Origin of the sequence: Nocardioides sp. (assembly GCF_031397825.1) — a bacterium.
In the GTDB taxonomy this organism is placed as follows: domain Bacteria; phylum Actinomycetota; class Actinomycetes; order Propionibacteriales; family Nocardioidaceae; genus Nocardioides.
The window spans coordinates 1-13,258 of record NZ_JANNML010000025.1 but is presented as its reverse complement, the minus strand read 5'-3'; the positions used below and the strand labels follow the sequence as shown (position 1 = coordinate 13,258).

15 protein-coding genes and 1 pseudogene are annotated in these 13,258 nt (G+C 70.3%); all 16 read right to left on the bottom strand.

Annotated features, from left to right (window positions below; all coding sequences use genetic code 11):
- Positions 1-137: 137 nt before the first annotated feature.
- Complete coding sequence (gene rlmN / locus RMN98_RS01570) at positions 138-1,265, bottom strand: 23S rRNA (adenine(2503)-C(2))-methyltransferase RlmN (protein WP_309647046.1); 1,128 nt, start codon at positions 1,263-1,265, stop codon at positions 138-140.
- A gap of 72 nt (positions 1,266-1,337) precedes the next feature.
- Positions 1,338-3,056 carry a glycerol-3-phosphate dehydrogenase/oxidase gene (locus RMN98_RS01565; protein ID WP_309647045.1) on the bottom strand — a complete coding sequence of 573 codons (1,719 nt, stop codon included), beginning with the start codon at positions 3,054-3,056 and terminating at the stop codon, positions 1,338-1,340.
- Positions 3,057-3,122: 66 nt separating this feature from the next.
- Positions 3,123-4,646 (bottom strand): glycerol kinase GlpK, encoded by a 1,524-nt coding sequence (gene glpK, locus RMN98_RS01560; protein ID WP_309647044.1) that lies wholly within the window; start codon positions 4,644-4,646, stop codon positions 3,123-3,125.
- Between the two features lie 54 nt (positions 4,647-4,700).
- Positions 4,701-5,555, bottom strand: a complete 855-nt coding sequence (locus tag RMN98_RS01555) for an MIP family channel protein (RefSeq protein ID WP_309647043.1) — start codon at positions 5,553-5,555, stop codon at positions 4,701-4,703.
- A gap of 91 nt (positions 5,556-5,646) precedes the next feature.
- On the bottom strand, positions 5,647-6,018 hold the full coding sequence (locus RMN98_RS01550) for a hypothetical protein (RefSeq protein WP_309647042.1): 372 nt from the start codon (positions 6,016-6,018) through the stop codon (positions 5,647-5,649).
- The gene (locus RMN98_RS01545) at positions 6,015-6,467 is read right to left on the bottom strand and encodes a hypothetical protein (protein ID WP_309647041.1); all 453 of its coding nucleotides are present in this window, start codon (positions 6,465-6,467) and stop codon (positions 6,015-6,017) included. Before RMN98_RS01545 ends, RMN98_RS01550 begins: the two co-directional genes overlap by 4 nt.
- A gap of 67 nt (positions 6,468-6,534) precedes the next feature.
- Positions 6,535-6,861, bottom strand: a complete 327-nt coding sequence (locus RMN98_RS01540; protein ID WP_309647040.1) for a hypothetical protein — start codon at positions 6,859-6,861, stop codon at positions 6,535-6,537.
- Entirely contained in the window at positions 6,858-8,450 is a 1,593-nt protein-coding gene (locus tag RMN98_RS01535) for a radical SAM protein (protein ID WP_309647039.1), read from the bottom strand. Before RMN98_RS01535 ends, RMN98_RS01540 begins: the two co-directional genes overlap by 4 nt.
- Positions 8,447-9,211 carry a prolipoprotein diacylglyceryl transferase family protein gene (locus tag RMN98_RS01530; RefSeq protein WP_309647038.1) on the bottom strand — a complete coding sequence of 255 codons (765 nt, stop codon included), beginning with the start codon at positions 9,209-9,211 and terminating at the stop codon, positions 8,447-8,449. Before RMN98_RS01530 ends, RMN98_RS01535 begins: the two co-directional genes overlap by 4 nt.
- A gap of 24 nt (positions 9,212-9,235) precedes the next feature.
- Positions 9,236-9,553, bottom strand: a complete 318-nt coding sequence (locus tag RMN98_RS01525; protein WP_309647037.1) for a hypothetical protein — start codon at positions 9,551-9,553, stop codon at positions 9,236-9,238.
- A gap of 21 nt (positions 9,554-9,574) precedes the next feature.
- The gene (locus RMN98_RS01520; RefSeq protein ID WP_309647036.1) at positions 9,575-10,081 is read right to left on the bottom strand and encodes a TspO/MBR family protein; all 507 of its coding nucleotides are present in this window, start codon (positions 10,079-10,081) and stop codon (positions 9,575-9,577) included.
- Positions 10,078-10,608 (bottom strand): histidine phosphatase family protein, encoded by a 531-nt coding sequence (locus RMN98_RS01515; RefSeq protein WP_309647035.1) that lies wholly within the window; start codon positions 10,606-10,608, stop codon positions 10,078-10,080. Before RMN98_RS01515 ends, RMN98_RS01520 begins: the two co-directional genes overlap by 4 nt.
- Positions 10,605-11,483, bottom strand: coding sequence for a phosphatidate cytidylyltransferase (locus RMN98_RS01510; protein ID WP_309647034.1), 879 nt, complete (start codon positions 11,481-11,483; stop codon positions 10,605-10,607). The genes RMN98_RS01515 and RMN98_RS01510 overlap by 4 nt, the downstream gene beginning before the upstream one ends.
- 22 nt (positions 11,484-11,505) lie before the next feature.
- Positions 11,506-12,060: a ribosome recycling factor gene (gene frr / locus RMN98_RS01505; protein WP_309647047.1), complete on the bottom strand. Its 555-nt coding sequence runs from the start codon at positions 12,058-12,060 to the stop codon at positions 11,506-11,508.
- A 45-nt stretch (positions 12,061-12,105) separates the two neighbouring features.
- The gene (gene pyrH / locus RMN98_RS01500) at positions 12,106-12,819 is read right to left on the bottom strand and encodes a UMP kinase (protein WP_309647033.1); all 714 of its coding nucleotides are present in this window, start codon (positions 12,817-12,819) and stop codon (positions 12,106-12,108) included.
- A gap of 145 nt (positions 12,820-12,964) precedes the next feature.
- Positions 12,965-13,258: pseudogene (locus RMN98_RS01495) on the bottom strand (elongation factor Ts); the annotation flags it as partial.

Here is a 13,258-nt window from a genome sequence, read left to right as displayed (position 1 = left end):
CGTCATGGTCGGGGGCGTGATCGCGGCCAAGGTGGTCTCGCGTCGCGACGAGGCGATGGTCGAGGCGTAATCGCGCGGAGAGACACGAAAGCCGCTCGGACGCTGGTGCGTCCGGGCGGCTTCGTCGTTCTCGGACCTCAGCCCTCGATTGCCGCGAGCTGACCGCAGGCGCCGTCGATCTCGCTTCCCCGGGTGTCGCGGACGGTCGTGGGCACGCCCTTGGCCTCGAGCCGGCGTACGAACTCGCGCTCGTCGGCCGGGTCGCTGGCGGTCCACTTCGAACCCGGCGTCGGGTTCAGCGGGATCAGGTTGACGTGGACCCAGCCCCAGTCGCCGTACGAGTGCAACACGTCGGCCAGCAGGTCGGCCCGCCATGCCTGGTCGTTGATGCCGCGCATCATGGCGTACTCGATGGAGACGCGGCGCTTGGTGACCCGCGCGTAGTTCCACGCGGCCTCGACCGTCTCGGCGACCGAGTAGCGGGTGTTGATCGGGACCAGCTCGTTGCGCAGCTCGTCGTCGGGCGCGTGCAGGCTCAACGCCAGGGTGACCGGGATGCCCTCCTCGGTCAGCTGGTTGATCCGCGGGACGAGGCCGACGGTCGAGACGGTGATGCCGCGCGCGGACATGCCGAGGCCGTCGGGCGAGGGGTCGACGAGGCGTCGTACGGCGCCGATGACGGCTTTGTAGTTGGCCAGCGGCTCACCCATGCCCATGAAGACCACGTTGGAGACCCGACCGACGCCGCCGGGGACCTCGCCGCGCGCCATCGACCGGGCGCCGGCGACGACCTGCTCGACGATCTCGGCGGTCGACATGTTGCGCTGCAGACCGCCCTGGCCGGTGGCGCAGAAGGGGCAGGCCATGCCGCAGCCGGCCTGGCTGGAGACGCAGACCGTGGCTCGGTCGGGGTAGCGCATCAGGACCGACTCGACGAGCGCGCCGTCGAAGAGCTTCCACAGCGTCTTGCGCGTGGTGCCCTTGTCGGCCTCCATCGTGCGCAGCGGCGTCATCAGGCTCGGCAGCAGCGCCGCGACCAGGTCGGCACGCTGGCCGGCGGGCAGGTCGGTCATCTGCTCGGGGTCGTCGACGAGACGGCCGAAGTAGTGCGTGGAGAGCTGCTTGGCGCGGAAGCCGGGCAGGCCCTGCTCCTCGAGGAGCGCCTTGCGCTCGGGCGAGGTGAGGTCGGCGAGGTGCCGCGGGGGCTTCTTGCGGCCACGCGGCTCGTCGAAGACGAGGGGAAGGGTCTTGATCGGCTCTGACATCACCCCCATTGTCCCACTCCCCGGCGGACGCCGCGAAACGACGACCGCACCGGTCGTGGACGCAGGCGCCGATCAGCTCAGCGGCACCACGTCGGCCGCGCCGAGCCGGGCCGCGTCGGCGGTCTCGTCGTCGGGCATCTGCTGGCTCTCCCGCTCGGCCTCGACCCGGGCCCGGTAGTGCTCGATCTCCAGCGCACGCTGCTCCGCGCTCCAGCCGAGCACGTCACCGACCAGCTCCGCGACCTCCGCGGCGGCACCCACCCCACGGTCGAAGGTCTCGATCGAGATCCGGGTGCGGCGGGTGAGCACGTCGTCGAGGTGTCGTGCGCCCTCGTGGCTGGCGGCATAGACCGCCTCCACCCGCAGGTAGTCGGCCGCGCCGGTGAGCGGCTCGCCCAGGGACGGGTCGCCCTCGACGAGGGCGAGCAGCTCGTGCACCAAGGAGCCGTAGCGGTTGAGCAGGTGCTCGATCCACACGTCGTGCAGGCCGGCCTGGCGCGCCAGGAGGTGCCGGTTGTTCCACAGGGCGTGGTAGCCCTCGGCGCCGAGCAGCGGGACGTCCTGGGTGACCGAGTCCGGCACCCGCCGGTCGAGCTGCGTGTCGAGGCCGTAGACCGCCTCGTCGACGGCGTCCTTGGCCATGACCCGGTACGTCGTGTACTTGCCGCCGGCGACGACCACCAGGCCCGGCGCGGGATGACCGACCGCGTGCTCGCGGGAGAGCTTGGACGTGGCGTCGGACTCCCCCTCCAGCAGCGGTCGGAGCCCGGCGTAGACACCGACGACGTCCGCACGTGTCAGCGGGACCTCGAGCACCCGGTTGACGTGCTCGAGCAGGTAGTCGATGTCGGCCTGGCTGGCCGCCGGGTGCGACTTGTCGAGGGCCCAGTCGGTGTCGGTGGTGCCGATGATCCAGTGACGACCCCACGGGATCACGAACAGCACGGACTTCTCCGTGCGGAGGATGAGCCCCACCTCGGAGCGGATCCGGTCCTTGGGGACGACGAGGTGGACGCCCTTGCTGGCCCGCACGCTGAATTGGCCACGCTGCCCGCCGAGCGACTGGGTCTCGTCGGTCCAGACGCCGGTGGCGTTGACGACCTGGCGTGCTCGGATGTCGAAGGTCGTGTCGCTCTCCAGGTCGCGGACCCGCGCCCCGGTCACCCGCTCCCCCTCGCGCAGCAGCTCGACCACCCGGACCCGCGACGCCACGTGCGCGCCGTAGGCGGCGGCCGTGCGGGCCAGGAACACCGTGTGCCGGGCGTCGTCGACCTGGGCGTCGTAGTAGTGCAGGGCACCGACCAGCGCGTCCTTGCGCAGCGACGGAGCCAGGCGGCGCGCGCCCTTGCGGGTCAGGTGCTTGTGCAGCGGCACCCCAGCCCGCCCCGAGAGGCGCGACATGGCGTCGTAGAGGGCCACCCCGGACCCGGCGTAGAGCCGCTCCCACCCGCGGTGCTGGAGCGGGTAGAGGAACGCGACCGGCTTCACCAGGTGGGGAGCCAGGTGCTGGATCAGCAGGCCACGCTCCTTGAGCGCCTCCGCGACCAGCCCGAAGTCGAGCATCTCGAGGTAGCGCAGCCCGCCGTGAATCAGCTTGCTGGACCGGCTCGACGTGCCGGAGGCGAAGTCGCGTGCCTCCACCAGCCCTACGGACAGTCCACGCGTCGCCGCATCGAGGGCGGACCCGGCGCCGACCACACCGGCACCGATGACGAGCACGTCGAGCTCGTCCTCAGCCAGCCGGCGCAGCGACTCCTCACGGGACGCGGGTGACAGGGCGACGGATCTCATGGATGACCTCTCCGTGGGGGGATGCTGCGACGGACGTGCTTCAGGTGTAGCAGTCGATCGAAGGCGTCACTCGACGTCGACCCAGTCAAGCGTGCGCTCGACCGCCTTCTTCCACTGGGCATAACCCGTCGAGCGCTGCTCGTCATCCCACTGTGGCGACCATCTCCTGCCCTCGTTCCAGTTCTTGCGCAGCTCGTCGGTGTTGGCCCAGAAGCCGACGGCCAGCCCGGCGGCGTACGCCGCTCCCAGGCAGGTGGTCTCGGCGACCACCGGCCGGCTGACCTCGACCCCGAGGACGTCGGCTTGGATCTGCATGCACAGCTCGTTGGCGGTCACGCCGCCGTCGACCTTGAGCACCTCCAGCTTGACGCCGGAGTCCTGCTCCATCGCCTCGGCGACGTCGCGCGACTGGTAGCAGATGGCCTCCAGCGTGGCCCGTGCGACGTGGGCGTTGGTGTTGAAGCGCGACAGCCCGACGATGGCGCCGCGGGCGTCGGAGCGCCAGTACGGCGCGAACAGCCCCGAGAAGGCGGGCACGAAGTAGACCCCACCGTTGTCGTCGACCTGACGTGCCAGCGACTCGCTCTGCGAGGCACCGGAGATGATGCCGAGCTGGTCGCGCAGCCACTGGACCGCCGAGCCCGTGACGGCGATGGAGCCCTCGAGCGCGTAGACCGGCTTGTCGTCCCCGAAGCGGTAGCAGACCGTGGTGAGCAGGCCGTTGTCGGAGCGCACCAGCTCGGTGCCGGTGTTGAGCAGCATGAAGTTGCCGGTGCCGTAGGTGTTCTTGGCCTCGCCGGGCTCGAAGCAGACCTGTCCCACCGTGGCGGCCTGCTGGTCACCGAGGATGCCGGTGATCGGCACCTCGCCACGGAACGGCCCGTTGGCCAGCGTCGTGCCGTAGCCGCCCGGCTCGCTGGAGGAGCGGATCTCGGGGAGCATCGCGCGGGGGATGTCGAAGAGGGCGAGCAGCTCGTCGTCCCACTCGCAGGTCTCGAGGTCCATCAACATGGTGCGGCTCGCGTTGGTCACGTCGGTGACGTGCACCCCGCCGTCGGTGCCGCCGGTGAGGTTCCAGATCAGCCAGGAGTCGGTCGTGCCGAAGATCGCGTCGCCGGCCTCGGCGGCCTCACGGACCCCGTCGACGTTCTCGAGGATCCACTGGATCTTGCCGCCGGCGAAGTAGGTCGCCGGCGGGAGCCCGGCCCGCTGCCGGATCAGGTCACCGTGCCCGTCGCGCTCGAGCTTGGAGGCGATCTTGTCCGTGCGGGTGTCCTGCCACACGATCGCGTTGTAGTAGGGCCGTCCGGTGGTGCGGTTCCACACGACGGTCGTCTCGCGCTGGTTGGTGATGCCGACCGCGGCGAGGTCCTTGCTGCTCAGGCTCGCCTTGCCGAGCGCGGTCTGGATCACCGAGCTGGTGCGCTCCCAGATCTCCACCGGGTTGTGCTCCACCCAGCCGGCCTTGGGCATGATCTGCTCGTGCTCGAGCTGGTGGCGGGCGACCTCCTCCCCGGCGTGGTCGAAGATCATGAAGCGGGTGCTGGTGGTGCCCTGGTCGACGGCTCCGACGTATTCAGCCATGGTCATCTCTCCTCAGTGCTTCGCTGCTGCAGGGGGTGTGTGGTGCGTGCTGGACCTTGCTCATCGGCGGCCGGCGGACTCACGGTCGCGACTGTCGACGGTCTCGGGGACGGGCTCGCCGACGGCCTCGTCCTCGCCCGGCTCCTCGGTGAGGTTGCGCTCGATGAGGACCTTGAACAGGCCGCCACCGACGAGGCCGCCGATCAGCGGAGCCACGATCGGCAGCCAGAAGTAGAGCCCGCCGTCCTGGTCGCGCCACGCGCCGCCGTAGCCGGTGATGAACGAGGCCAGGCGCGGTCCGAAGTCGCGCGCGGGGTTGATCGCGTAGCCGGCGTTGGCGCCCCACGCCATGCCGATCGCCACGACCAGCAGGCCGACCACGACCGGGCCGAGGTTGGCCATGGGCGGGTTGTTCCACGCCGAGGTCAGCGCGAAGATCACGAACACGAGGATCGCCGTGCCCACGACCTGGTCGAGGAACGCCGAGCTGAGGCTCACGTCGGCCACGCCGTTGCCGGGCAGGGTGGAGAAGATCCCCTGGGTGGCGATCGTGTGGTCAGGGTCGACGGCCGAGATCAGGTCGGCGTAGGAGACGCGCACGATCAGGGCCGCGACGAAGGCGCCCAGCGTCTGCGCCACGGCATAGGGCAGGACCTTGCGCCAGGCAAAGCCCTGGAAGACCGCCAGGGCCAACGTGACGGCGGGGTTGAGGTGGGCGCCGGAGAGGCGCGCGGCGACGTAGACCCCGAGGGTGACGCCCAGGCCCCAGGCCCAGGCGATCGAGTCGTGGTCCCCCAGGCTGCCGTCGGCACTGGTGGACACCTGTGCCACCACGCCGACGCCGAAGAGGATGAGGATGAGGGTGCCGGCGAACTCCGCGCACAGCTCCCCGACAAGAGGGTTCTTCTGCTTCATGGTCGATGTCCTCCCGAGACATGTCGCCGGATATGGCGACCGTCACAGCCTTACCTGTGGGAGCGACCTCAAACCGACCGGATAGAGACTCTCATCCTTCGACCTCGACGAGGAACCACACGACGAGCGCGGCGACGCCCACCACCACGACCAACGTGGTGGACATCCCGATCAGCATGTAACGGCCGAACCGCCGGGTGCGTGGCGCCGCCACCAGGCCGATGGGGACGCCCAGGGTCAGCAGCACGAAGGGGAACAGCTCCTCGGCGCGGCCGTAGTCGAACATCGCGCTGAGGATCGCCGCGAAGACGCCCGGCACCAGGATCACGAAGGCCAGGCCGGTGAAGAACCCCGTCAGCGCGGTGAACGTCGGGTGGTCGCGGTGCCACCAGTCGGGCTGACGCTCGACGCCCTCAGGGTGCTCGTCGGGCTCGGCACGCTCGTCCTGCTGTTCGGTGCTCATGCGGAGCCTTCCGTGAGTCCTTGGATGATGTAGGCGCAGGCGCCGGCCAGCACGATCGTGCTCAGCCCGGCGCCGATCATCAGCCCGACCGCCCACATCCGCGTGACGCGGAAGAAGAGCATCGGCACCGGCAGCAGCGTCGGGACGAGCACGCACAGGGCGAAGACCATCTCCCCGGTGATGCTGGTGTCGCTGCTGACCGTGGAGGCGATGATGAGCAGCACCGCGACCAGCACGATCACGCCGCCGACCATGCCGAGCACTGCGCCGATGAGCACCTTCGACCAGCCGGCCATGCCGGGCTGCTCGTGGTAGGGGGAGGGTGGCGGCGGGTAGGGCTGGCCGTAGGCCCCGTAGCCGGTGGGCGGTCCGTAGCTGGGCGGTCCGTAGGCCGGCGGCCCGTGGTCGCGAGGGCGGTCCTCCGGCAGCGGGGTGGGCGGCTCGGTCATCGCCACCACCTCCCGGGCCTCGTCGTCACCCCCCGAGAGTAGAACGCGGGGAGCCGGGATGGCGCGATCACCACACCCACCAGCCCAGCACGATCCCGGTCACGCCGGTCGCCACCAGCGCCGCGAGGTAGACCAGCACGATCCGGGTGTCGCCGAGCTTGCACCTGCTGCGCAGCAGGCCGGCCCGCCGGGCCCGCCAGTAGCCGACGAAGCCGAGTGCCGCGAACACCACGACCGCCACCGGCCCGAGCAACCACGCGAGCAGCGCGACGGTGGCATAGACGCACAGCCGCAGGGGGTCGTACGCCTCCGCGCCGCTCGCCGCGCCACGCGACGGGGCGCCCGGCGTCGTCTCGAGCCGCTGGGGCTCCACGATCCGCGGGTCGTGGCTCACGACCGCTGTCCCGTCGCCGTGGAGATCCGCGTCCGGCTCAACGGCACCCATGCCTGCACCGCGCAGAACGGCGCGCACTGGTGGGCACCGGAGTCCTCGTTGACCGTGGCGACGTGCACGCAGCACTGCGTCAGCCGCTCCTCGATCATCGTGTCCATGTCCATGAACGGCTTGACCGTCACGCGCAGCACGCGCTCCCCCAACATCCGGCGCAGTCGCTGGTGCTGGCCGGGCAGCTTGCTCGAGGCGAGCGCGGTGAGGGTGCCGATGCCGATGTCGCAGTTCTGACAGATGTCGCGCCAGATCGTGCTCATCGAGGGGTGGGAGAGCGAGGACTGCTCCGATAGCAGGTCGAGCAGCGAGCCCTTGACGACCTGCTTCATCGCATCGGGGATGGTGTCGTCGGCGATCCGGTTGGCCAGCAGGTCGGGCTCGAGGTCGAGCCACTGCTTGAGCCGGTCGTGGCCGATCAACGCCGTGAGCGAGCTCCACGAGCCCGAGTCGTCGCGCATCAGGTAGCCCACCGAGCAGCAGTGCGGGTGCGAGCACGGCAGCGCGGTCAGGTCGCGCCAGGTGACGACCCCGTTGGTCTGCGCCTCGAGCCGCGCCAGGACCCCGGTGTGGGTCAGCCGCTCGAGCGGGTCGATCGCACCGGACCGGCCGCTGCCGAAGACCGGCTGGATCGTCACCCCGCCCACGTAGGGCGTGTCGAGCGCGCGCTTGACCACGAACCCGATTTCGTCGTCGTTGACGCCCAGCGCCGCGGTCATCGTCAGCGTCGTGAAGATCCCGGCCGCGGACAGTCGCTCGATCGCGCGGTCCTTGAAGCGCCGGATGTCGGCACCGCGGTGGTAGGTGGACGCCTGCGCCGACTCCCCGTCGTACTGCAGGTAGACCTCGACGCGCTCGCGGTGCCTGGTCAGCAGGGCCAGCAGCGCGTCGTCCTGAGCCACGAGCAGTCCGTTGGTGTTGATCAGGATCCGCACGACGGGTCGCGCGACGACGGCCTCCAGGAGCTCGGCGAGCCTGGGGTAGAGCGTCGGCTCACCGCCGGAGAGCATCAGCACGTCGATGCGGCCGTTCTCCCGGGTCAGGCGGGCGTCGATCGAGGCGAGCACCGCCTCCAGCGGCGCGACCGACGCGAGCGCGGGTGACGACTCGGCGAAGCAGGTCGGGCACTTGAGGTTGCAGTGGTCGAGGAGGTCCTCGAGGAGGATGCAGGTGTGCTGGGTCTGCATCTCCGGCAGCCCGTCCTCGTAGGCCGACGGCACCGGCTTGAAGTTGCCGCGCAGGTCGGGCTCGTGCACCTTGGTGGGCGCGGTCCACTCCTCGAGGTAGCGCAGGATCTCGGGCGACTCGTCGTACATCGTGCGGACCAGGCCGTGGTCGGGGCAGCCGCGCTCGAGCCAGATGCGGTCGTCGCGCTCGACCAGCCACCCGGAGAGACGTCGTACGTCGACGAGGGGGCGGTCGGGCACCTCCTCGTGGCACAGGGGGCAGAAGGCGTTGACGTAGCGGTGGATGCGGTCCCCGCGCAGCGGCATGCCCGGGCCCCTGGCGCTCTGGCCCTTCGACGTCTGCTGGGTCATGCGGTGACCTGCTCTCGGGAGGCGGGGCGGAGCGCGCCACGGTAGCGACCGCGACGCACCTGGAGGGCGATCCGCACCAGGACCAGCGGGATCGTCATGAGCAGGAAGAGCTGCGGGCGGGTGAGGCCCTCCCACGCGACCTCGTTGCCGCGCACGGTCTCGACGAGGAAGCGGAAGAGGCCGTAGGCGGCGACGTACCAGACGAAGGACTCCCCCGGTGGCAGCGAGCGGTGTCGCAGCCACAACCACAGCACGAGGAACGCCGTGAGGTGGAAGGCGATCTCGTAGGCGAACGACGGGTGCAGGCCGACCCCGGCCGGCGCACCGGTGCGCTCGGACGCCGCGGCCCCGAGCGTGATGCCCCAGCCGCCGGCGGTCGGGGTGCCCGGGGCCTCGGTGAGCAGGCAGCCGATGCGGCCGACGGCCATGCCCAGCGCGACCGCCGGCGCGAAGAGGTCACCGGTGCGGATCTTGTAGCCCACCGCGCGCTTGGCGACGTGCACGCCGAGCCAGGCGCCGACCAGCCCACCGAGGATCGAGCGGTTGCCGTAGAGCCACTGCTCGGCGAGCGACGCGTTCTCCCGCAGGTCGACGTGCTGGAGCCAGGTGCCCATCCGCATGAAGACCGCGCCTCCGACGACGGCGCCGAGGATCACGAAGGCGAGGCGCTCGTCGGTCTGGCCACGCCGGCGGGCCTCCAGGGTGAACACCGCACCGGCGACGACCACGCCGAGCAGGACGAAGAGCTCATGGGTCGGCACGCCACCGAGAGTGGGAAGCATCGGCTAGAAGGACCCGGGCAGGAAGAGCGACGCGCAGACCCCGGCGCCGACGATCATCCCGATGGCGATGCCCATGAGGAAGCCTGCGCCGAGCTGGCGGCTGCTCGGACGCACCAGCAGCACGATGCCGAGGACCACGGGCAGCGCGGCCACGGCCAGGCCGACGGCGGCGAGCGCTCCCGAGTCCTGGCCATAGGCAGCGCCGAGCCCCACGATCAACGACCCGGCGATCCAGATCCAGCACACGACGGCGCCGAGGACGAGGCCGCCGATGATGGGCAGCGCCCGCAGCGGCTTGCCCGGAGGCCCCTGGTCGCTCATGGGGCCCAATATGTCACCGGATCAGGCGTTGCGGCGCGCGATCGAGGTGTTGAGCGCCGTGGCGAAGCCGCACCAGAGCGGGTACGGCGCCAGCGCGGTGCCCAGCGACGGGTCGACGTCGCCCACCCGCTTGACCAGCGCGGCCGAGTGGGCCGTGAGGACGGCGCACCAGGCGGCGGACAGCCAGGGTCGACGCACCCGCCAGAACAGGACGCTCCAGCCGGTGTTGAGCACCAGGTTGGTCGCGAGGGCCCGTCGCAGCGCGGCGGCCTGGTCGTGGCGCCCCTCCTGCTCGAGGAGAGTCAGCGCAGCGGCGCTGGTGAGGGCGATGTCGGCGTAGAGCGGGGTCCACACCAGCGGGTAGGCGATCGTCGGCGGGTCCCACGGCGGCTTCTCGAGCCGGAGGTACCAGTCGGTGTCCGGCGTCGTGGCGGCCGCGCCGAGACCGGCGCTGGCAAAGGCGGCGGCGCCGGTGGCGGCGAGGGTGCGCAGGCCCTGGCGGTTGCGCAGCGTGCTCCAGGACGTCATGGGGCCAGCATGTCAGGGGTCACCACGAGGACGTCCGGCATCGTCAGGGCGGCCCAACGCTCCAGGTCGGGCTCGCGACCAGTGAGCTCGGCGACGGTGAGGGTCCACGCCGTGCCGTGCCCGACGAGGACGACGTCCTCGTGGGCGTGGACGTCCAGGATGCGGCGCACGGCGGGGACCACGCGGTCGCGACAGGCACTCAACGGCTCCCATCCGTCGTACGCCGACGTGGTGGGGTGCTCGAACGCTCGTCGTACGACGTCGGTGAAGTCGTCGATCCAGTCGGCCGTCTCACGTCGGTGCTCCGCGAGGTCCTCGACGATGCCCACGTCGCCCTCGGTGAGCAGCTGGGCGGTGCCGACCGCCTTGGGTTCCGGGGAGCAGAACCACGCGGCGCCCAGGGGCAGCCGACCCGACTCGCGCAGCGCCCAGATGTCGTCGAACCCCGCCGGGTCGAGCTCCCAGGCTGCCGGGATGCGCCCGCCCTCGGGCCGGGATCGTCCGTGGCGGACGAGGAAGAGGGTCACGTGAAGACGAGGTAGTGCAGGAGCAGCCAGATCGGCGCGACCGTGGCGAGCAACGAGTCGAGCCGGTCCATCAGGCCGCCGTGGCCGGGGATGACCTGGCTCATGTCCTTGATGCCGAGGTCGCGCTTGATGACCGACTCGCACAGGTCGCCGAGTGTCGCCATCACCGCGGCGATGAGGCCCAGGCAGACCCCGATCCACCAGTCGGCCTCGAGGAGGTAGACGACCAGCACGATGCCGGCGCCGATCGTCGCCAGGACGGAGCCGACGAAGCCCTCCCAGGACTTCTTGGGCGAGATGACCGGTGCCATCGGGTGCTTGCCGAACAGGACGCCACCGATGTAGCCGCCGGTGTCGGAGGCGATGGTGACGAGGATGAAGGTGATGATCGCCTTGACGCCGTCGTCGTCGAGGCCCGCCGTGTTGCCGCGACCGCCCTCGGAGAGCAGCAGGGCGACGAACGAGCCGAGGAAGGGCACGTAGACGAGGGTGAACACCGACGCCGTCGCGTTCTGCACGTAGCCGTCGATCCCCCGCTGCAGCAGCCAGAGCATGGTCACCAGTGCGGCGACGGCCGTGGCGGTCACCAGCGCCGGGGCGCCCCAGTAGTAGGCGACGACGACCATCGCGACGCCGCCCAGCATGAGCGGCTGCTCGGGCAGGTCGATGTCCTTGGCGAGCATGCCTTTGCGGAGCTCCCAGATCGCCACGACGACGGCCACGACCACGATCAGCATGAACGCGGTCTTCCAGAAGAAGAGCGATGCCGCGATGGCACCGAGCAGCACGACCGCGGACGTGATCGCCGCCGGCAGGTCACGTCCGGCGCGGCCGTGGTCCTTGGTCGGCGGCGCCGACGGTGAGGTCTCCGTCATCGGGGTGTGAGCTGTCGGGTCCTCAGACCTCGAGCAGCTCGGCTTCCTTGTTCTTGAGCATCTCGTCGATGGCGTCGGTGTGGGTCTTGGTGACCCCGTCGAGCTTCTTCTCGGCCCCGGTGACGTCGTCCTTGCCGACCTCGCCGTCCTTCTCGAGCTTCTCGAGGTTCTGCTTCGCCGTGCGGCGCAGGTTGCGGACCGCCACGCGGCCGTCCTCGGCCTTGGCGCGGGCGACCTTGATGTACTCCTTGCGGCGCTCCTCGGTCAGCTCGGGGAAGACGCAGCGCAGCACCTTCCCGTCGTTGGAGGGGTTGACGCCCAGGTCGGAGTCGCGGATGGCGCGCTCGACGTTGCCCATCGCGCCCTGGTCGTAGGGCGCGATCAGGATGACGCGGGCCTCCTGGGCGGTGAAGGAGGCGAGCTGCTGGAGCGGGGTCGGCGAGCCGTAGTAGTCGACCACGATCTTGCTGAACATGCTCGGCGCGGCGCGACCGGCCCGGATCGCGGCGAACTCCTCGCGCGTCGACTCCACCGACTTGTCCATCTTGGTGTCGGCTTCCTTGAGGATCTCGTTGATCACGGTGCTTCCTTTGCCTTGGTCTGGTGCCGGTGTCGGGGCGGGTCAGTCCGCGCTGACCAGCGTGCCGATTCTGTCACCCTGCACGGCGCGGAGGATGTTGCCCTCGGGCTCCATGCCGAAGACGATCATCGGCATCTTGTTCTCCATGCAGAGGGCGAACGCGGTGGCGTCGGCCACCTTGAGGCCCTGCTGGAGGGCGTCGTTGAACGTGATGTGCTCGAGCTTGGTGGCCGTCGGGTCGAGCTTGGGGTCGGCGGTGTAGACGCCGTCGACGCCGTTCTTGCCCATCAGGACCACCTCGCACTTGGTCTCGAGGGCCCGCTGGGCGGCGACGGTGTCGGTCGAGAAGAACGGCATGCCCATGCCGGCGCCGAAGATGACGACACGGCCCTTCTCCATGTGCCGGATCGCCCGGCGCGGGATGTAGGGCTCGGCGACCTGACCCATGGTGATGGCGGTCTGGACCCGGGTGTCGACGCCGAGCTTCTCGAGGAAGTCCTGGAGGGCCAGGCAGTTCATGACGATGCCGAGCATGCCCATGTAGTCGGCACGGACCCGGTCGATGCCACGCTGCTGGAGCTCGGCGCCTCGGAAGAAGTTGCCCCCACCGGTGACGACCGCGATCTGGACCCCGGCGCTGGACACCGACGCGATCTCGCGGGCGATGGCCTGGACGACGTCGGGGTCGACCCCGACCTTGCCGCCACCGAAGACCTCGCCGGACAGCTTGAGGAGGACGCGCTTGTAGCCGGTCACGGGGTATCCCTTCGCATGAGAGAAGCCGGTCCGATGAGCTGACTCTCACTCATCGAACCGGCCTCCTCGTTCGTTCTCGGGTGGTCGTGCTGGTCGGAACCCTATCCCTCCGACTCGTCCGGGCGTAGGCCCGGAGGAGTCAGGATCAGGCGCCCACCTCGAAGCGGACGAACCGCTTCAGGGTGGTCCCGGCCTCGTCGAGGACCGCCTTGACCGACTTCTTGTTCTCGGTGACCGACGGCTGCTCGAGCAGGACGACGTCCTTGAAGAAGCCGTTGAGCCGACCCTCGGTGATCTTGGCGATCGCCTGCTCGGGCTTGCCCTCCTCACGCGAGGTCGCCTCGGCGATCTCACGCTCCTTGGCGACGACGTCCTCGGGGACCTCGTCACGGGTGAGGAACTGCGGACGCATCGCGGCGACCTGCATCGCGGCAGCGCG